This is a genomic window from Parvibaculum sp. (assembly GCF_040882025.1).
Lineage (GTDB): Bacteria > Pseudomonadota > Alphaproteobacteria > Parvibaculales > Parvibaculaceae > Parvibaculum.
Genome location: NZ_JBBECC010000018.1, coordinates 6,540 through 25,516 on the forward strand (window position 1 = coordinate 6,540; position 18,977 = coordinate 25,516).

Annotated in this window: 19 protein-coding genes; 13 read left to right on the plus strand and 6 right to left on the minus strand. The window is 61.8% G+C overall.

What is annotated here, in order from left to right; translation table 11 throughout:
• The 7 genes from WEB61_RS01300 to WEB61_RS01330 form a co-directional block, all read left to right on the plus strand.
• The coding region (locus WEB61_RS01300) for a twin-arginine translocase TatA/TatE family subunit (protein ID WP_368062521.1) at positions 1-186 on the plus strand (186 nt) is incomplete at its 5' end.
• Between the two features lie 46 nt (positions 187-232).
• Positions 233-682: a Sec-independent protein translocase protein TatB gene (gene tatB / locus WEB61_RS01305; protein WP_368062522.1), complete on the plus strand. Its 450-nt coding sequence runs from the start codon at positions 233-235 to the stop codon at positions 680-682.
• Positions 679-1,500 carry a twin-arginine translocase subunit TatC gene (gene tatC, locus WEB61_RS01310; RefSeq protein ID WP_368062523.1) on the plus strand — a complete coding sequence of 274 codons (822 nt, stop codon included), beginning with the start codon at positions 679-681 and terminating at the stop codon, positions 1,498-1,500. Before tatB ends, tatC begins: the two co-directional genes overlap by 4 nt.
• Before the next feature lie 129 nt (positions 1,501-1,629).
• A complete protein-coding gene (serS, locus tag WEB61_RS01315; protein ID WP_368062524.1) occupies positions 1,630-2,991 on the plus strand; it encodes a serine--tRNA ligase in 1,362 nt (453 codons plus the stop codon).
• Positions 2,984-3,802, plus strand: coding sequence for a 5'/3'-nucleotidase SurE (gene surE, locus WEB61_RS01320; protein ID WP_368062525.1), 819 nt, complete (start codon positions 2,984-2,986; stop codon positions 3,800-3,802). Before serS ends, surE begins: the two co-directional genes overlap by 8 nt.
• A 25-nt stretch (positions 3,803-3,827) precedes the next feature.
• On the plus strand, positions 3,828-4,478 hold the full coding sequence (locus tag WEB61_RS01325; RefSeq protein WP_368062552.1) for a protein-L-isoaspartate(D-aspartate) O-methyltransferase: 651 nt from the start codon (positions 3,828-3,830) through the stop codon (positions 4,476-4,478).
• Between the two features lie 45 nt (positions 4,479-4,523).
• On the plus strand, positions 4,524-5,492 hold the full coding sequence (locus WEB61_RS01330; RefSeq protein ID WP_368062553.1) for a peptidoglycan DD-metalloendopeptidase family protein: 969 nt from the start codon (positions 4,524-4,526) through the stop codon (positions 5,490-5,492).
• Here WEB61_RS01330 and WEB61_RS01335 read toward each other — a convergent pair.
• A complete protein-coding gene (locus WEB61_RS01335; RefSeq protein WP_368062526.1) occupies positions 5,489-6,349 on the minus strand; it encodes an ATP-binding protein in 861 nt (286 codons plus the stop codon). The two genes, WEB61_RS01330 and WEB61_RS01335, sit on opposite strands and share 4 nt — an antisense overlap.
• A 215-nt stretch (positions 6,350-6,564) precedes the next feature.
• On the opposite strand from WEB61_RS01335, the gene yajC reads away from it, so the two are divergent.
• From yajC to WEB61_RS01365, 6 genes are all read left to right on the plus strand, one after another.
• Positions 6,565-6,879 carry a preprotein translocase subunit YajC gene (yajC, locus tag WEB61_RS01340; protein WP_368062527.1) on the plus strand — a complete coding sequence of 105 codons (315 nt, stop codon included), beginning with the start codon at positions 6,565-6,567 and terminating at the stop codon, positions 6,877-6,879.
• 41 nt (positions 6,880-6,920) lie between these two features.
• Positions 6,921-8,528 (plus strand): protein translocase subunit SecD, encoded by a 1,608-nt coding sequence (gene secD, locus WEB61_RS01345; RefSeq protein WP_368062528.1) that lies wholly within the window; start codon positions 6,921-6,923, stop codon positions 8,526-8,528.
• A gap of 22 nt (positions 8,529-8,550) precedes the next feature.
• Positions 8,551-9,504: a protein translocase subunit SecF gene (gene secF, locus WEB61_RS01350; protein ID WP_368062529.1), complete on the plus strand. Its 954-nt coding sequence runs from the start codon at positions 8,551-8,553 to the stop codon at positions 9,502-9,504.
• A gap of 18 nt (positions 9,505-9,522) precedes the next feature.
• On the plus strand, positions 9,523-9,891 hold the full coding sequence (locus WEB61_RS01355; RefSeq protein WP_368062530.1) for an Mth938-like domain-containing protein: 369 nt from the start codon (positions 9,523-9,525) through the stop codon (positions 9,889-9,891).
• Between the two features lie 158 nt (positions 9,892-10,049).
• On the plus strand, positions 10,050-10,655 hold the full coding sequence (locus WEB61_RS01360) for a urate hydroxylase PuuD (RefSeq protein ID WP_368062531.1): 606 nt from the start codon (positions 10,050-10,052) through the stop codon (positions 10,653-10,655).
• 65 nt (positions 10,656-10,720) lie between these two features.
• Positions 10,721-11,566, plus strand: a complete 846-nt coding sequence (locus WEB61_RS01365; protein ID WP_368062532.1) for a phytoene/squalene synthase family protein — start codon at positions 10,721-10,723, stop codon at positions 11,564-11,566.
• On the opposite strand, the gene trmFO is transcribed toward WEB61_RS01365, so the two are convergent.
• The 5 genes from trmFO to WEB61_RS01390 all read right to left on the minus strand — a co-directional run bounded on the left by trmFO (position 11,567) and on the right by WEB61_RS01390 (position 18,944).
• The gene (gene trmFO, locus WEB61_RS01370) at positions 11,567-12,976 is read right to left on the minus strand and encodes a methylenetetrahydrofolate--tRNA-(uracil(54)-C(5))-methyltransferase (FADH(2)-oxidizing) TrmFO (RefSeq protein WP_368062533.1); all 1,410 of its coding nucleotides are present in this window, start codon (positions 12,974-12,976) and stop codon (positions 11,567-11,569) included.
• Positions 12,977-13,003: 27 nt separating this feature from the next.
• The gene (locus WEB61_RS01375) at positions 13,004-14,431 is read right to left on the minus strand and encodes an amidase (protein ID WP_368062534.1); all 1,428 of its coding nucleotides are present in this window, start codon (positions 14,429-14,431) and stop codon (positions 13,004-13,006) included.
• Between the two features lie 22 nt (positions 14,432-14,453).
• Entirely contained in the window at positions 14,454-15,881 is a 1,428-nt protein-coding gene (locus tag WEB61_RS01380; protein ID WP_368062535.1) for an amidase, read from the minus strand.
• Positions 15,882-15,938: 57 nt separating this feature from the next.
• Positions 15,939-18,053, minus strand: coding sequence for an alkaline phosphatase (locus WEB61_RS01385; protein WP_368062536.1), 2,115 nt, complete (start codon positions 18,051-18,053; stop codon positions 15,939-15,941).
• 90 nt (positions 18,054-18,143) lie between these two features.
• Complete coding sequence (locus WEB61_RS01390) at positions 18,144-18,944, minus strand: helix-turn-helix domain-containing protein (RefSeq protein WP_368062537.1); 801 nt, start codon at positions 18,942-18,944, stop codon at positions 18,144-18,146.
• Positions 18,945-18,977: the final 33 nt, after the last annotated feature.

Consider the following 18,977-nt stretch of genomic DNA (forward strand, 5'->3'; position numbering starts at 1 on the left):
CTGCTGTTCGGCAGGGGCAAGATTTCCGACATGATGGGTGACTTCGCGAAAGGCATCAAAAGTTTCAAGAAGGGGCTTTCTGATGACGACGAAGCCGATGTGGCCCGGCCCGAGCCCAAAACCATCGACGCAACAGTAAACCGGGAAGAGAGCGCCGAGGCCAAGAACAAGGCCACCAACGGTTAGGGCGGACTCCACAGCGAGTTCCGGTTCGAGGCATTTCAGAAGCCATATGTTCGATATTGGATGGTCAGAGCTGCTTGTTATCGCGGCGGTCGCCATCATCTTCGTGGGTCCCAAGGATCTGCCGCGGATGATGCGGACGATTGGCCAATACATGGCCAAGGTCAGGGCAATGGCGCGCGAGTTTCAGACTTCGTTCGAGGATCTGGCGCGGGAGACCGAGCTTGATGAACTGCGTAAGGAGGTCACCGGCCTTCGCGACGCCGCCTCGGCACCACTGAGAAAGCTTCAGCAGGAAATCGACAAGCCGGTGAAGATCGGCGGGGGCGGGGCAGGCGCTGTGGCTGCCGCCGCTGCGTCGGAAGCACGGGCGGCCGAAATTGCGGCTGGCGAGCCGCCGGAGACCGCTGAAATTTCGCCTGAGATGCCGGAAACTCGTCGTGAGGACGAAGCCGTCGAGGCTTTCGGCGTCAGCGATCCGGAGCGCGGCGACAAATGAGCGCCAACGCGGCCATGCCGGAGCCGGAAGACGACGTCGAGGCCTCACGAGCGCCGCTGATCGATCATCTTATCGAGCTGCGCTCGCGGCTGATCCGTTCGGTGATTGCTATCGTAATTGCCTTCGGCATCTGTTTTGCGTTTGCCGACGACATTTTCAACATTCTGATCAAGCCCTACGAGGCGAGCGTCGGCTCGGGGCCGGAAGCGCGCTTCATCTTCACGGCGCCGCAGGAATTCCTGATCACGCAGTTGAAGCTCGCCTTTTTTGGCGCGATGTTCCTGGCCTTTCCGATCATCGCGTCGCAAATTTACATGTTCGTCGCGCCCGGTCTCTACAAGGACGAACGGCACGCCTTCCTGCCCTACCTGATCGCGACACCGATTCTGTTCCTGATTGGCGCCGGTCTGGTCTATTTCGGGGTGATGCCGCTGGCCCTTCAGTTCTTCATGGGCATGCAGCAGGAGGGCGGCGAAGGGCGAACGGCCATCGAGTTGATGCCGCGCGTCAGCGAATATCTCAGCCTCATCATGACGATGCTGTTCGCCTTCGGCATGTGCTTTCAGCTTCCGGTCATACTGATGCTGCTCGCGCGTATCGGGGTCGTCAACGCGGCGCAGCTTCGCAAGGGACGGCGTTATGCCATTGTCATCGTCTTTGCCGTGGCTGCCTTCCTGACGCCGCCGGACTTCTTCAGCCAGATCGCGCTCGGGGTGCCGACGCTCCTGCTCTACGAGCTTTCGATTTTCGGCGTGTCATGGACCGAGAGGCGTCAGGCCGCGGCTGCTGCCGAAGCCGAGGATTCTGCGGAAGCTTGAGCCGTCGTCATCTGGACGATAGATGCCTTTCCGCCTATACAGGGCGCGAAACCGAACGGGCTGGAGGAGGGTGATTCGATCCCGCCGCGGCCCGGTCGCAACCGGATTTCCCGCCATTTTTGAGGTGTCATGTTCGACATCAAGGCCATTCGCGACGACCCCAGCGCCTTTGATGCCGGGCTCGCGAAGCGTGGACTCGAACCACAGGCGGCGCGTCTGATCGAAATCGACGAGCGCCGCCGCCAGATCATCACCCGTCTGCAGGAGCTGCAGCAACGCCGTAACGACGCTTCGAAACTGATCGGCCAGGCCAAGGCGAATAAGGACGAGGCCACAGCGCAGAAGCTGATGGACGAGGTTGGTGCACTGAAGGGCGATCTTCAGAAGGGCGAAGAGGAAGAGCGGCAGGTCAATGCCGAGCTTGAAACCGCGCTGGCGTCGATCCCCAATATCCCGCTCGATGAGGTGCCGGTTGGCCCGGACGAAAGCGCCAATGTCGAGCATCATCGTCATGGTGTCCCGCGCGAAATGAATTTCGCGCCGAGGGAGCATTTCGATCTCGGCGAGGTGCTGGGCCTGATGGATTTCGAGACGGCGGCGAAGCTTTCCGGCGCGCGCTTCACGGTGCTGAAGGGTCCGCTGGCGCGGCTCGAACGCGCCATCGGCAATTTCATGGTCGATCTGCATACGAGTGAGTTCGGCTACGAGGAAGTCGCGCCGCCGCTGATGGTGCGCGACGAGGCGATGTTCGGCACGGCGCAACTGCCGAAGTTTTTTGACGATCAGTTTGCCGCGTATGTGGCATCCGATCTTGTGCCGGGGAAAATTGACGGCACGCCTTCACATAGAATCATCACTCGGAATTCGGTTGATCCAGGCCGCCGATGGCTGATCCCCACCGCCGAAGTGCCTCTGACCAATCTGGTACGCGAAAGCATCCTCTCGGAAGAAGAGCTGCCGAAGCGTTTCACGGCCTATACGCCATGCTTCCGCGCCGAGGCCGGCGCGGCGGGGCGCGATACGCGGGGCATGATCCGCCAGCACCAGTTCTCCAAGGTGGAACTCGTTTCGATCACGACGCCCGAGAAATCGCTTGAAGAGCACGACCGGATGCTTGCCTGCGCCGAGGAAGTGTTGAAGCGGCTCGGCCTGCATTACCGGGTGATGGTGCTTTCGACCGGGGACATGGGTTTTGCCGCGCGCAAGACCTACGACATCGAAGTGTGGTTGCCGGGACAGAACGCCTATCGCGAGATTTCGTCGTGCTCGGTTTGCGGCGACTTCCAGGCGCGGCGGATGAATGCGCGCTACCGACCGAAAGGCGAAAAGAACACCCGCTTCGTTCACACGCTGAACGGTTCCGGCCTCGCGGTCGGCCGGACGCTGGTCGCTGTAATGGAAGACTACCAGCAGGCCGATGGTTCGATCGAGGTGCCGGAGGCGTTGCGTCCCTATATGGGCGGGCTGGAGGTCATTGTGCCTCATGGGTAAGCCTGCGTCCAAGGCCCTTCGCATTCTGGTCACCAATGACGACGGCATTCATGCGCCGGGGCTCAAGGTGCTGGAGAAGATCGCGCACAAGCTGACACGCGATGTCTGGACCGTCGCGCCGGAGGAAGAGCAGAGCGGGTCGGCGCATTCGCTGTCGCTCGCCAATCCGTTGCGCGTCCGCAAGCTTGCCGCGCGGAAATATGCGATCAAGGGAACACCGTCCGACTGCGTGTTGATGGCGGTGCGTCATATCATGAAAGAGGAGATGCCCGATCTCGTCCTTTCGGGCGTCAATCGCGGTCAGAACATCGCCGACGACGTGACCTATTCGGGCACCATCGCGGCGGCGATGGAGGGAACGCAACTTGGCATTCCTTCGATCGCGCTCAGCCAGGCGTTCGGCTTCGGCGGCAATACGAAGCTCAAATGGTCGACGGCGGAACACTTCGCGCCCGACATTCTGAAGAAGCTCGTCGCGGCCCGCTGGCCCGCGGACGTTCTGATCAATATCAATTTTCCGGACGTCGTGCCGCAATCGGTGACGGGCATCGAGGTGACACGGCAGGGCAAGCGCGATCAGTCGCTGGTCCGCGTCGAGGAGCGGATCGACGCGCGCAACAATCCCTACTATTGGCTGGGTTTCGAGCGTATTCTCAGCAATCCGCCGCAGGGAACGGATTTGCGCGCCATTTACGAGGGACGCATTTCGATTACGCCGCTGCATATGGACCTTACCCATGCACGCACGACAAATGCGCTCAACGCCGCGCTCGGGACGATGCCGGTGAAGCGTCCGCGACGGAAATCGTGAGGCTCATGTGAGCGACGAGACGCCCATGGACGAGATCGAGCAGGGCAAGATCGAGTTGATCATGGGCCTGCGCCGGCAGGGCATTCGCGACAAGCGCGTGTTGTCGGCCATCGAGCGGGTGCCGCGCGAGAAATTCATCAGTGGGACTTTTCGCAAACAGGCTTATGAGGACCATGCGCTGCCCATCGAATGCGGGCAGACGATCAGCCAGCCCTACATCGTCGCTTACATGACGGAACAGCTTCATGTCGGCGAACGCATGAAGGTGCTGGAGGTCGGCACCGGTTCCGGCTACCAGGCCGCCGTGCTGGCGCGGCTCTGCCGCCGCGTCTACACCATCGAACGCTACCGGACGCTTCTGAAAGATGCCTTGAAGCGTTTCGAAGACCTCAACACCCACAATATAACCGCCAAGGTCGGAGACGGCGCTCAAGGGTGGCCCGAGCAGGCGCCGTTTGACCGAATCATTGTGACGGCCGCCGCGCCGGCAGTGCCGCAAAAACTGGTCGAGCAACTCAAGGAAGGCGGGTTGATGATCGTGCCTGTGGCGGCATCCGGCGGCCGCGGCGAGCAGAAACTTGTACGGATCGAGCGAACGGGCGAAGGTGTGAAGCGCGACGAACTTCTGCCGGTTCGCTTTGTACCGCTGGTCGAGGGTGTCGCGAAGGAGTCCTGAACGCGGGCGAGGGAGCGGACGGAAAAGATGCGACGCGTCCATGGGATGAGAGTGACGAAGCTCGTCGGCGCGCTCGCGTCGATGTTGCTCGTGGCCGCTTGCGCTGGCGGCGAACGTCCCTGGTGGGATGGCGGGCCGCCCGGCTCCGGTAGTCCGCGCGCGCCGCTGGCGCGCCCCGTCCAGACAGTGGCGCCCGGCGGCGTCTATTTGGTCCGGCGCGGCGACACAGTGCACAGTATCGCTCGTGCGCATGATGTGCCGCTACGTTCGATCATCGACAGCAACCGGCTGATGCCACCCTACACCATTGAAGTTGGACAACGGCTGACGATTCCGGCGGGACATTTTCACATCGTGCGAACAGGTGACACCGTCTACAGCATTTCCCGGCAATACAATGTCGACATGGCGTCGCTGACCAGCCTCAACCGTATCAGGGAACCCTATACGATCAAGGTCGGCGAACGGTTGCAGCTTCCCTCGCGCGGGACGACGCAGCAAGCCGCGGTAACGCGCGAAGCAGCGGGCGGTCCTGTGCCGGTGGGACGGCCGGTTGCGGGGACGGCCGTTGCCTCGACACAGCCAAGGGTCACGACGACCCGACCGAAGGGTCCGCTGCCCGCGGCACCGGCCGCGACCGGCGGGTTCGTCTGGCCGATCGAGGGCAAGATTCTTTCGACCTACGGGCCAAAGGCCAACGGCCTGCATAATGACGGCATCAACATCGCCGCCGAGATGGGCGCGTCTGTCAAGGCCGCGCAAAGTGGCGTTGTCGCTTATGCCGGCAACGAGCTGAAGGGCTATGGCAATCTTCTGCTGGTGCGGCACGAGGGCGATCTGATCACGGCCTATGCGCATAACAGCAAATTGCTGGTGCAACGCGGCGACACGATCATGCGCGGTCAGACCATCGCGCAGGCCGGCAATTCCGGCAGCGTCGTCACGCCGCAGGTGCATTTCGAGGTTCGCCGGGGCGCAAAGGCGCTCGACCCGCAGGGGATTATCGGTCGCTAATCCAGCTGCTGACCGAGGCGGCCAGCAATATCCTGGATGAATTGCCAAGCCACGCGGCCCGAGCGCGCGCCGCGCGTCGCGGCCCATTCGATGGCTTCGGCGTGCAGTCTTTCCGTCTCGACTTTCAGTCCATAATGGGCGGCATAGGCTTCGACCATGCCGAGGAAATCGGCTTGACTGCAATTGTGAAAACCGAGCCACAAGCCGAAGCGGTCTGAAAGGGAGACTTTTTCCTCAACTGCCTCTGAAGGATTTATGGCCGTCGAGCGCTCATTCTCCACCATGTCACGGGGCATCAGGTGGCGGCGGTTCGATGTCGCGTAGAAGATCACATTGCGCGGCCGGCCCTCAATGCCGCCCTCGAGCACCGCCTTCAACGATTTGTAACTCGTGTCGTCGTGGTCGAAGGAGAGGTCGTCGCAAAAGATGATGGCAGGCCGGGCTTGTCCGCGTAGCAGCGACATCAGGCGCGGCAGGCTTTCGATGTCCTCGCGATGGATCTCGATCAGGATCAGGCTGTGCGGTGTTTCCCCGTTGACGGCCGCATGCGTCGCTTTCACGAGTGAGCTCTTGCCCATGCCGCGCGCGCCCCAGAGGAGCGCATTGTTGGCGGGCAAGCCCCGCGCGAAACGGCGTGTGTTGTCGAGCAGGATGTCGCGAACACGGTCGATGCCTTTCAGAAGTGGCAGATCGACCCGGGCGACCTCGGCAACCGGGTCCGGCGCCGCTGCTTCAGCATTCCAGACAAAGGCGTCGGCGGTCGTGAAATCGGCCTGGTTGGTATGGTTTGGTGCGAGGCGCTCGAGCGCCTCGGCGATACGGTGCAGCAGGACCTTGGTATCGTCTTTGTCAGTCATTTGTGCTCGCCGGGGAACAGTCCAAACAAGGCCGGAGGCGGGGACCCTACCATCTCGGGCCGCGCCCGAAAATCCCTGTCCGTGTCAGAGCTTAGGCGGGCGGCGGGGGGCGCCGGCCGACGGTTTGCAAATGCCCTGACGGCGGCTATAGTCCGCCGCAATCCAGCGGCCCGGTGGGTCTGCCGCAGGATAGACAGTCGAAACAGGAGAAATCGATGGGTGGCGGCGGCACTTCGGAATTCTTGATCTCTCTTTTTCCGTTTATCGCGCTGTTCGCGATCATGTATTTCCTCATTCTGCGGCCCCAACAAAAGCGAATGAGGATGCATCGCGAGATGGTTGCCAATGTCCGCCGTGGTGATGTCGTGGTGACGGCGGGTGGCCTGATCGGCAAGGTTGCCAAGGTCGACGAGGCCGAGGTTCATGTCGAAATTGCTGACGGCGTCCGTGTCCGGGTGGTCAAGACCACGCTGACGGATGTGCGTTCGAAATCGGAGCCGGTACCGGCCAACGCCAATACCCCTTCCTGAACCCTTAGCGGGAGCCGCCCGAAGAGGGGGGACATGCCGACATGCTGCATTTCGAACGCTGGAAAATAGCCCTGATCGTCTTGCTGTGCGTGGCGGGGTTTGCCTATTCGGCGCCTAATTTCGTGCCCAGAGCGTCGCTTGAGGGCGTCCCGAGCTGGTTGCCAAACCAGCAGATCAATCTCGGTCTCGATCTCCGGGGCGGCTCCTACATGCTGCTCGAGGTCGACACGAGTTCGCTGATCCAGGACCGGCTGCAATCGCTCGTCAACGACGTGCGCGCGGCGCTTCGCAGCAAACGTGTTCTCTACACGGGGCTCGGCATCCGCAATTCGGAGGTGACGGTTCGCATCACCCAGCCGGGCGACATCGAGAAGGCGCGCGAGGCGATCGAGGGTGTTGGGACGACGCTTACCGGCAATGTGTTTTCGGCGCTGCCGGAACGCGACATCGCGGTCAGCGTCGACGGACAAAGCATTAAAGTTATGCTGACCGAGCCCGCCATCATCGCGCGCACGCAATCTGCCGTTCAGCAATCCATCGAAATCGTCCGCCGCCGCATCGACGAACTCGGCACCACGGAGCCGGTCATTCAACAACAGGGCACGAGCCGCATTCTGGTGCAGGTGCCGGGCCTCGGTGATCCGCAGCGGCTGAAGGAACTGCTTGGCCAGACGGCGAAAATGAACTTCCGGCTGGTTAGCAATGCCATGTCCGGAGAGCAGGCGGTTGCGACGCGCACGGTGCCGACCGGCACGGAAATCCTCTTCACGGCCGAGGAGCCGCATACGCCGGTTCTTGTCGAGCGCCGCATCATGGTCGGCGGCGACAGGCTGGTCGACGCACAGCCGGCCTTCGACCAGCAAACGGGCGCTCCGGTCGTAAACTTCCGCTTCGACTCGACAGGCGCGCGGCAATTCGGGGAAGTAACGCGCAACAGCGTGGGGCGGCCTTTCGCCATCGTTCTCGATGACAAGGTGATCAGTGCACCGGTGATCCGCGAACCGATCATGGGCGGTTCAGGACAAATCAGCGGCAATTTTACGGTGCAGGCTGCCAACGATCTGTCGATCCTCCTCCGTGCGGGCGCCTTGCCGGCGCCGCTCAATGTGCTGGAAGAGCGGACGGTCGGTCCGGGACTTGGTGCCGATTCGATCCGGGCAGGCGAAGTCGCCGCTGTGATCGGCAGCCTCGCGGTTGTCATCTTCATGATCGCGAGCTACGGGTTCTTTGGTGTCTTGGCGGTGGCTGCGCTTGTCATCAACATGGCGATGATTTTTGCGGTCCTGTCGGTGCTGCAGGCAACGCTCACCCTGCCGGGCATTGCGGGTATCGTGCTGACCGTCGGCATGGCGGTTGATGCCAATGTGCTGATCTACGAGCGCATACGCGAGGAGATCGCGGCAGGCAAGGGGCCGGTTCAGGCAATCGAGACCGGGTACAACAAGGCCTTGTCGTCCATTCTTGATGCCAACATCACGACTCTGATTTCGGCGGCCATCCTGTTTCAGATGGGCTCGGGGCCGGTGCGGGGTTTTGCCGTTACACTCGGCATCGGCATCATTACGTCCGTGTTCACGGCCTATACTGTCAACCGTCTGATGCTTTCGGTCTGGATACGCCGCTGGCGTCCGAAGACAATTTATCTGTAATCGTCGGGACGGAGCCAGACGCATGCGACATCTCAAACTGATTTCGGACGATACGCATATCCCGTTCGTAAGGTTCCGTCAGATCGCGGTGGCCTTTTCGTTGCTGGTCATTGCCGCATCGATTGCACTTTTCTTCGCGCGTGGCCTCAATTTCGGCATCGATTTCAAGGGCGGGATCATGATCGAGATCGCGACCGACGGTCCTGCCGATATCACGCAATTGCGCGCTACGTTGGGCGATCTCGGTTTCGGTGAAGTTCAGATTCAGGAATTCGGTCAGGCAGACGATGTATTGATTCGCATACCATCGCCGGCCGAAGGCGGCGAGGCTGCTTCTCAGGAAGTCGTCAACCAGGTTCGCGCCGCTCTTGGCGATCTGGTTGCCGAATATCGACGCGTTGAGGTGGTCGGACCGCAGGTCAGCGGCGAGCTTGTCAGAAACGGAACCATTGCAGTCGTTCTCGCGATGGTGTTGATGCTGATTTACATCTGGTTCCGTTTCGAGTGGCAGTTCAGCCTTGGTGCGATCATCTCGCTGGTTCACGACGTTTTCGCGACTATCGGTATCCTTTGTATTCTGCAGATCGAGTTCAACCTGCAGATGATCGCCGCCATCCTGACCATCGTCGGTTATTCGATGAACGACACGGTCATCGTCTACGACCGTGTCCGGGAGAACTTGCGCAAATACAAAAAGATGGATTTGGCCGAGTTGATCGATCTGTCGATCAACCAGACCCTGTCGCGCACGGTCATCACGTCGGGCACGACGCTGCTTGCCCTGTTGGCGCTCTTTGTTTTTGGCGGTGAGGTTCTGCGCGGTTTCACCTTCGCCATGATTTTCGGCATTCTGATAGGCACCTATTCGTCGATCTTCATCGCGGCGCCGGTCATTCTGGCGGTCGGCGTGTCGCGCGACTGGTCGGGTACGAATTCCGGCAAGACGGCGGAGGGCAAGGCCGGGGCAAAGGCGTGAATGGAAAGTCTTTCGACTATGAAGCCACGCTTTGCGGGTCAACCGCCGATAGATTCTTATGGCGACGGCGGATTTCGCCTCGACGGGCAACGTTTCGAGGGATCGATCATTGTTACGCCGCAGGGACTTTACCCTTGGTCCGTCGCCACGATTGACGAGGTCACTGCCACATCCCTTGCGTCTCTCGCCGATGCTGCGGGCATTTTCGATTTTCTGTTGATAGGCTCCGGCACCGCTTTTGGGCGGTTGCCAGCTCCGGCACAAGGGCATCTCGAATCGCGTGGTCTTTTTCCGGACATGATGGCGACGCCGTCTGCCTGCCGGACCTACAACATGATGCTCGCCGAAAATCGCCGCGTTGCCGCGGCGCTGATCGCCATTTCCTGATCTGCCGCCTGCGCGGGCTTGGCTTTTGGGGCGGAAACTCCTAGTTTTCATGCCAGTATTGCGGCATTGAGTCGCGCCGGTTTCGATATTCGATCCGGACGCCTTCCATGAGGCAGAGGCCGGAGGCGACGCCGGGCAATCAGACGGGGAGGACCATCATGGCTGCCATTCTCACATCGCTCCGCAACACCGTGATCGCCGGGTTCGTGCTCGCGGCGATCCTGCTGTTGCTCTATCTCAATTGGGGTGGGTCGCTTGGCGACTACGCCTTCTGGGCTTTCTTTTTCCGCTGGCTGCATGTCATCAGTGGTGTGATGTGGATCGGCCTGCTCTGGTATTTCAATTTCGTGCAGATGCCGTCCATGCCGAAAATTCCTGACGACCAGAAACCGGCGGTGAGCAAGGTGATCGCACCCGAGGCTCTGTTCTGGTTCCGCTGGGGGGCGATGGCGACCATCGTCACCGGCATCATCGTCGCCTACATGAATGGCTATCTGCTTGATGCCTATACGCTCGGTGCGATGACCGGCTTTGCGGTGCCGAAGAGTATCGCCATTGGCATCGGCATGTGGCTCGGCACGATCATGTGGTTCAACGTCTGGTTTGTGATCTGGCCGAACCAGAAGATCGCGCTCGGGATCGTCGATGGCCCGGCCGAGGCGAAGCCTGCAGCGGCGCGCACCGCGATGCTCTTCTCGCGCACCAACACGCTGCTCTCGATCCCGATGCTCTTCGCGATGGTTTCGGCGCAGAACATCTACTGATCTCGGTAGACGGAATTGCAGCGGGGCCGCTTTGACAGCGGCCCCGTTTGCGTTAGGTGTTGGGCATGGCGCAGGCCGTTTTGAGCGAGAGCATGGCCGCGAGCCTTGAACAGGTTCGGCGGCACGATCACGACCGCTTCCTAACGCTCCTTTTCGCGCCCATGCCGGCGCGGCTGTCACTCATCGCGCTCTATGCCTTCAATCTCGAAATCGCCCGTATTGCCGAGACGGTAACAGAACCGATGATGGGTCATATCCGTCTGCAATGGTGGCGTGAGACGGTTGAGGGCCTGCCAAAGGGTGAAACGAGGGGGCACATGACGGCGGTCGCTCTTTCCGAATCCAGTATAGACGTCCGGCAGCTGCAGCCCCTGATCGATGCCCGGGAACGCGACCTGTCGGAGGATGTGTTCGAGGATTTGCGCGCGCTCGACGACTATGCGGCGAAAACGTCTGTCGCCGTTATGGAAATCGCGGCGCGCGTTCTCGGCGGCGATGGAAAAGCGGACGCAGCGGCGGACGCCATCCGCCATTCAGGCATTGCCTATGCGTTGACCGGGCTTCTCAGAGCTCTGCCGGTTCATGCCTCTCAAGGACGGCTCACGATGCCCGCTGATCTGTTGCTCAAGCACAATGTCGATCCGCATACGATTTTGGCAGGTGAAATGACGGAGGGCCTTCGCGCCGTCATCCGCGATGTCGCGGACCACGCGCGGGATCACCTGGCGAATTCGCGCACGGTACGGCTCGATCCTGAGCTTCTCCCGGCTCTGATGCCGGCTTCGCTTTCGGATCGCTACCTCGACAGCGTGACGTCGCCCGGCTTCGATCCGTTTCGTGAGCGGACGGATGTTCCCGCATTCAGACGGCAGCTCCGACTGCTGCGTGCGCAGTTTAGCCGGCGGATATAATTACTCCGCCGCTTCTGCCCGTGGAAAGAGCCAGTTTTCAAGGTCCATGAGCGCACGGGACGTGTAGGCGCGTTTGCGCGCCGGTGCCTTGGCCTTGCCGCGTGGGCGCCTACCGTTTTCGTCGAGCGGCACTTCGGGCGGCGGGAAGAGGCCGAAATTGACGTTCATCGGCTGGAATGTGGCCGAGTCTGCGTCGCCCGTGATATGCGCCAGCAGCGCGCCGAGCGCGGTTGTGCGCGGCGGCATCGATGGCGCGTGACCGAGCCGTTCGGCAGCTGCGAAACGTCCGGCGAGAAGCCCCATGCTGCCGCTCTCGACATAGCCTTCGACGCCGGTGATCTGTCCGGCAAAGCGCAGACGCGGTTCTTTCGCGAGCCGCATCGACGGGTCGAGCAGCTTCGGGCTGTTGAGGAACGTGTTGCGGTGCAGGCCGCCCAGCCGCGCGAACTCAGCACCTTCGAGGCCGGGTATCGTGCGGAAGATGCGCGTCTGCTCGCCGTGTTTCAGTTTGGTCTGGAAACCGACCATGTTGTAGAGCGTGCCGAGCTTGTTGTCCTGGCGCAGCTGGATCACCGCATAGGGTTTTTCGTTCGGCTTGTGCGGATTTGTCAGGCCGACAGGTTTCATCGGCCCGAAGCGCAGCGTTTCGATCCCACGTTCGGCCATCACCTCGATGGGCAGGCAGCCGTCGAAATAAGGCGTGTTCTTTTCCCATTCCTTGAATTCGGTCTTGCCACCCGCCAGCAGCGCTTCGACGAAAGCCGTGTATTGTTCGCGCGTCACCGGGCAGTTGATGTAGTCCTTGCCCGCGCCGCCTTCGCCTTCGCCGCCTGCACTCACCTTGTCGTAGCGCGACTGGTACCAGCAGACCGACATATTGATCGAGTCCCGATGGACGATGGGTGCGATGGCGTCGAAGAAGGCGAGCTCCTCCGTGCCGGTCAGTTCGCCGATAGCCTTGCCGAGTGCGTCGGAAGTCAGCGGCCCTGTTGCGACGATCACATTGTCCCAATTGGTGGGCGGCAACCCGGCGATCTCTCCGCGCTCGACTGTCACAAGCGGGTGCGTCGTCAGCTTGTCCGTCACATAGGCCGAAAATATATCGCGATCGACGGCCAGCGCGCCGCCGGCCGGCACGCGCGCCACGACGGCCGCTTCCATCAGCAGCGAGCCGGCGCGGCGCATCTCCTCATGCAGCAGTCCGACCGCGTTCAACTCGTGGTCGTCGGAGCGAAATGAATTGGAACATACGAGTTCGGCAAAGCCGTCGGTGTGGTGGGCGTCGGTCTTCACGACCGGCCGCATCTCGTGCAGCACCACGGGCACGCCCGCAGACACGAGCTGCCAAGCGGCCTCGGAGCCGGCCATGCCGGCCCCGATCACGTGAACGGGTTTGATCGCGGTGTTCATGAGGCAGGAGATAGCACTCCGGCCCTCTTAGTTCCATACCTCCGGTTTCCGTCCCGCCCAGGGCAGTTCCTTCTCCAGTTGCGCCGCGAGCCGAAACAGCGTCGCCTCGTCGGCATAGCGGCCGGTGAACATCATGCCGATGGGCAGGCCGTTTTCGGATTCCCACAGCGGCAGCGACAGCGAGGGCTGGCCGGTGAAGTTGAAGGGCGGGGTGAAAGGGAAGACCTGGCCCTGTCGCTTGTTGAGCTCGCGCGCCTCCTGGTCGGGCCCGAGATGGCCGATTTCGGGCTGCAGCTGGCCCAGCACCGGGCAGAGATAGACGTCGATCTCCTCGAAGACGCCGAGAATCTGCCGGTTCATCAGCCGAAGCTGCTGCCAGCCCCACATGGCCTGCGCGCCGGAAAGCTTCTGGCCGTTCTTGAAGCCGGCCCATGTCAGCGGTTCGAGCTCATCCTGTTCCGGCTCGCGGCCCATCTTCTCGATCCGGCGCAGTATGCCGGCGGCAAAATTCGATCCCGAGACCGCGCCTTGCGCACGATAAAGCTGGCGGTAATCGACGCCGAGGCCACGCGGCGTCACCTCATGCCCAAGCTTTGCCAATGCGTCGGCCGTGCGCTCCAGCGCCGCCTGAATTTCGGGATGGATCGGCCGGCCGTTCGGCGTCTCGCTCGACCAGGCGATTTTAAGCTTGCCGGGGCTTTTGGTGATTTCCTCCATATAAGGACGCGCCTTCGGCGGCGGGGCGTAGGGCGAAGCCGGTTCCGGGTAACCGGTCGCGTCGAGCATCGCGGCGCTGTCGCGCACGGTGCGGCTCATCACATGATCGACACTGAAGCCGATGGCGCGGTCAAAATCGTCCGGACCTTGCGGGTTGCGGTCGCGCGTTATTTTCATGCCGACAAGGCCGCAACAGGCGGCCGGAATGCGGATCGAGCCGAGTCCGTCGGACGCATGCGCGAGCGGCAGGATGCCGGCGCCGACGGCGGACGCCGCGCCGCCCGACGAACCGCCGGAAATGCGGGTGGGATCCCAGGGGTTTCGGCACGGCCCGAGCAGTCGCGATTCCGTCGTGCCGGTGATCCCGTATTCCGGTGTGTTGGTCTTGCCGAAGAGAACGGTGCCTGCCGCGCGGAAGCGTTGTACGAGCGTGCTGTCGTGATCGTCCACGACATTGGCAACGAACTTGCTGCCGCTGGTGCGCGGCCAGCCTTTCACTTCCGTGCCGAGATCCTTGATCAAAAACGGCACGCCCTTGAAAGGTCCGTCGGGCAGCTTGCCTTTGGCGACATTGCGCGCCTCATCATAAGCCTCGAAGACGATGGCATTGAGCGTCGGGTTGTGGCGTTCCGCGCGCTCGATCGCGGCGTCGACAAGTTCCAGCGGCGTCACCTTGCCCTTGTCGACAAGCTCGGCGAGACCGAGGCCGTCATAGTCCGCATATTCCGCAAAACCCATTGTCGTTCTCCCTTGTCGAATCTCAATTCCAGATTTTCGGATGCTTGTCTTTCCATGGCCGCGCTTCTTCGAGCTGCGCGGCAAGGCGGAAAAGTGTCGCCTCCTCGCCAAAGCGCGCCGAGAACATCATGCCGACCGGCAATCCGTCGGCAGACCAGTGTAACGGCAACGAGATCGCCGGTTGTCCGGTCAGATTCTGGATCGGCGTAAACGGCACATAGTCCGCCGCCGGCGCGAAAGCGACCAGCGGATCGCTTTCATTGATGTCGATCAGACCGAGCGGAATAGGCGGCGAGGCAAGTGTTGGCGTCAGCCAGATGTCATGCGTCTGCATGAAACCGGCCACACGGCGCGTCAGCCCCTGCGCCTCTTTCACCAGCATCAGATATTGCGCGGCACTCACTTGCTTGCCGACTTCATAGAGACCGCGTGTCAGATTTTCGAGCTCGCCGTCCTTCGGTCCGCGTCCGCGTCGCGCCGCCTCACCTTCGATTTCGGAAGCAAGCCAGGCGGCCCACATCGGTAGAAAAATACTGGCGGGCTCGTCCGGTTTCAGCGGCGGCGCGGCCTCCACGACTTCGTGGCCGAGATCGGTGAGAAGCTTCGCGGTCTCCTCCACGCCCTTCACACAATCGGCATGAAGCAGAGTTCCGCTCGCATTGACCTTGCTGAAGGCGATCCGCAGCTTGCCGGATTTTCGTCCGACTTCATCGAGAAAAGGCCGTTCCACATGCGGCGCTGCGTAAGGATCCCCCGGTTCATTGCCATGTGTGCAGTCGAGCATGGCGGCGCAATCGCGCACCGTCCGCGTCACGACATGTTCGTGACAAAGGCCGCTTAGAACATCACCATAGTCGGGGCCGAGCGAGGTGCGCGCGCGGGTCGGCTTCAGGCCGACAAGGCCGCAACTCGACGCCGGGATGCGGATGGAGCCGCCGCTGTCGTTGGCGTGAGCCAGCGGCACGAGGCCAGCCGCGACGGCTGCCGCCGAACCGCCCGAAGAACCGCCGGTCGAGTGATTCAAATTCCAGGGGTTGTGCGCCGGGCCGTAGAGCGCCGACTCGGTCGTCGGCAGCAGAGTGAACTCCGGCACATTTGTTTTGCCGAGAATGCTCAGCCCCGCAGCCTTGAAGCGTTTCGTCAGCGCTGCATCCTCCGCTGCCGGGACTTCCGCGCGAAATCGTGAGCCGAGCCTTGTTGGCACACCAGCGAGGTCGCCGAAAGCATCCTTTAATAAAAAGGGTACGCCCGAGAAAGGACCGTCGATCGGCAATTTCGCGGCGGTGCGGCCAACATCATAGAGTTTCAGGATAACGGCGTTCAGCTCGGGGTTGTGCTTCTCGATGCGAGAGATGGCTTCCTCGGCCAGTTCCGGGGCGCCGACCTCCTTCTTGCGCACCAGCTCGGCCAACCCGAGCCCATCATACGATGCATACTCCGAAATCCCCATGCCCGCTCTCCTCGCTGCCGTTTCTTGGGCAGAAGCTTAACGGGTGGCGGCCGCGCGTCAAATCAGACGAGAGGTCCAGGGGTAGGGGGGCGGTCCCTCGAATTCAGGGCCCTCAAGCTTGGGTTCGGCGCCGGGTTCCCATGATTTTACCGTGAAGCGTGCACGTCGCAATACATCGGCGCCTGCGGGGCCTGCATCCCGCGATACGTCGCCGACATTGACCTGCTCGACCGTCATTGCCTCGTCGTTCAATGTAATCAGCGAGAAGCCGTGGGCGTAGGAATCCATATAGTCGAGGCCGGGGCTTGCCCGATCGTTGACGACCATGTCGCGCAGATAAGCGGAGTCCGAATAATTGACGAGGATGCCGGCGCGCAGTCCGTTCACCAGCGTGTTATTCCAGTTCTCGAACTTCTTCCCCTCCCGATCGAGCATGACGGCGCGGTAGAAGAATCCGCTGTTGCGCGTTCTCAGCTCGACCGACGAGTACATGTCGCCCGAACTAATGGCGGCGGTCATGAATTCGACGGCGGCATAGGAAAGATCGTCCGCATCCGAATCGACCGGCAGGCGGCCTGCGGCGAAGGCGTGATAGTCGCCGGACACCGAGACCAGATTGCCGACCTCCGCCTCGCGGACGAAAGTCATCAACTCCTTCAGTTCCCCCGGATAGCCTTGCCAGGCGTCGGTGCCGACATATCCGTCCTGGAGTCCGGCGAAAGGAATGCGCGAGAAATCGAGACGCATGGCAAGCGCCGGACCGCCATTGGCCCAGACGCGCCATTTTGCGGTCGAAGCCGTCAGCACGGATTTGAACCATGCTTTTTGTGCCGCGCCCATTTGGGTTCCGGCCGGCGCGTCGTGTCGGGGATTGGGCATCTCCTTGCCGCCGTACTGGATCGTCTCGGGCGGGACACCGTCATTGGCGGTTGTCCCGGCATCGAGCAGCTTGACGAGGCTGACCGGCGCTGCCGGCGCGCCCTTGATGAGTTCCTTGACCTCTTCCGTCAACACGGGCGGGCTGCGATAGCTCCTGAGATCGGTGACGACGAGGTCGAGCATCGTCCCCCATTTCAGCGTGCGGTAGATCGTCAGGCTCGACAGCGCCTTGAGGTTGTCCTCGCCCTGATAAAGGAAATTCCCATCCGGCTCGCCCATTGGCGTGTCGTCGACACGCACCGGCTTGAAGTCATGCGCCTCGCTGGCGATGCCGTTGAATGCCGGCATGCGCGTCAGAACTGCCGGAATATATTCGAACCACGCCCGGTTGGCCGCAAGCTTGCGGCGCTGCGCCGGTTCTCCATCGCCAAAATAAGTGTCATGGCTTTGCCATGCATCATTGGTGAACTCGTGATCGTCCCATGTATGGATGAACGGGAAACGCGCGCGGGCCGCTTGCAGATCGGGGTCCGTCAGGTACTTGCGGTAGATGGTGCGGTAGTCGGCAATCGTCACCGCGGCCTGTCCGCCCTTCTGCCACCAGGGGCGCGTACCGTCTGGCTCCCACGGCTCCGTACCGTCGGGCAAAGGGCCGATCAGCCGCGCCGGCCTCAGGTTCTCCGGCACATCGCCCGTCCGCTCGTAAATGAAGTCGCCGAGATGCAGAACAAAATCGATCCTGTTCTCTGGCGTAGCTGCGATGTCGTCGTTGACGAGGCGGCGCAGGGCACCGTAGTAGCCCTGTTCGTAGCTCTGACACGAGATGGCGGCGAAACGGACGTTGCGGGTGGCATTTGCGCGCGGCGCGGTACGCGTGCGGCCCGGATAGGGCGACTGGTCGCCGCCTGCGAAGAAGCGATAATAATAAACAGTGTCCGGCTTCAATCCGTGGATGAAGAGCCGTACCGTATGGTCGGCCGCAGGATCGGCACGCGCCGCGCGCTCCATTACCAGCCTTTCGAAGGCTTCATCTTCGGCGACCTGAACGTAAAGATCGATCCAGCCCCGCATTTCCTGCGCGGACGGATCGGTCGTCTCGACGCGGGTCCAGAGCATCACGGCGTCGGGTTGCGGATCGCCGGAAGCGAGCCCTTGCGGGAAATGGTAGTGACCGCCATTTGCCTGGGCCCAGACGCGCCGCGACGCGAAGGGCAGGGCGCTTGCGGCGAACGCAAAACACCCGGCTCCTGCCGTGAACAGCTTGAGAAACTCGCGGCGGTCTAACTGAGACATAATCCCCTGGCGCCCAACTTACAGCCCTTAATATACGGGTTGGCGCTCGCAGGGAACGGCCGATCCGGCGTTGGGCGGAAAAAATCCGGCCTATAACCGTTCGGCCACTAACGTTTCGAGGAACGATTGCGTTTCGCGGTCGGCGGGGAAGAAACACTCGATGCGGATCGATTGCATCGTGGCGTCATAGGGGACGCCGAACGTACTATAGTTGGACACGAGGCAAAGGTGCCGGTCGCCGTTCCGGATTTCGAACCGGAAGATTGGCAGCTCCGCGCCGGAAGGCTCGATTTCGGGGCCGGCTAGGCGCCTGATCCGGGCGATGAGGCGGCCGGCCTCGGCGCGGTTCGGGGCAATCAGCGCCTCCTGCTCCAGATGGTGAAGCAGCGCCGGCGCCACCTCCCGCCAATTGACGATCGCGGCACGCGCGGCGGTATCCGAGAAGAAAAGCTCGAATATATTGTCGCCGGCCACAACCGGCTTGTCGCCGGCGATGCTGAAAAGCCGATGGGCAGCGCCGTTCATTTCGAGAATATTGCCGAGCGAATCCGACGCCACCGCCGGTATGGCGCCCTGCGCGTCGAGCAGCTTTGATACTACATCGAGCGCCAGCACTTGCTCGGCCGGTGCGAGATCTGCGGGCGCAAAGGCAGGAGCGAATCCGGCAAGCCGCAGCAGGGCGTTGCGTTCATTCGCCGACATTTCCAGCGCGTCGCCGAGACGCAGCACGACATCGCGGCTCGGGCGCGACCGGCCGGTTTCGATGAAGCTCATGTGACGCGCCGAGATGCCCGCGATTTCCGCCAGTTCTTCCTGACTCCGCTTCTGCGCGAGCCGTGCGCGGCGCAGGTGAACGCCGAATATGCCTTCGTCCTGCAGGATCGTGTTCATGACGATTTTCTTACCTTCCGGGTAGTGGTGCGG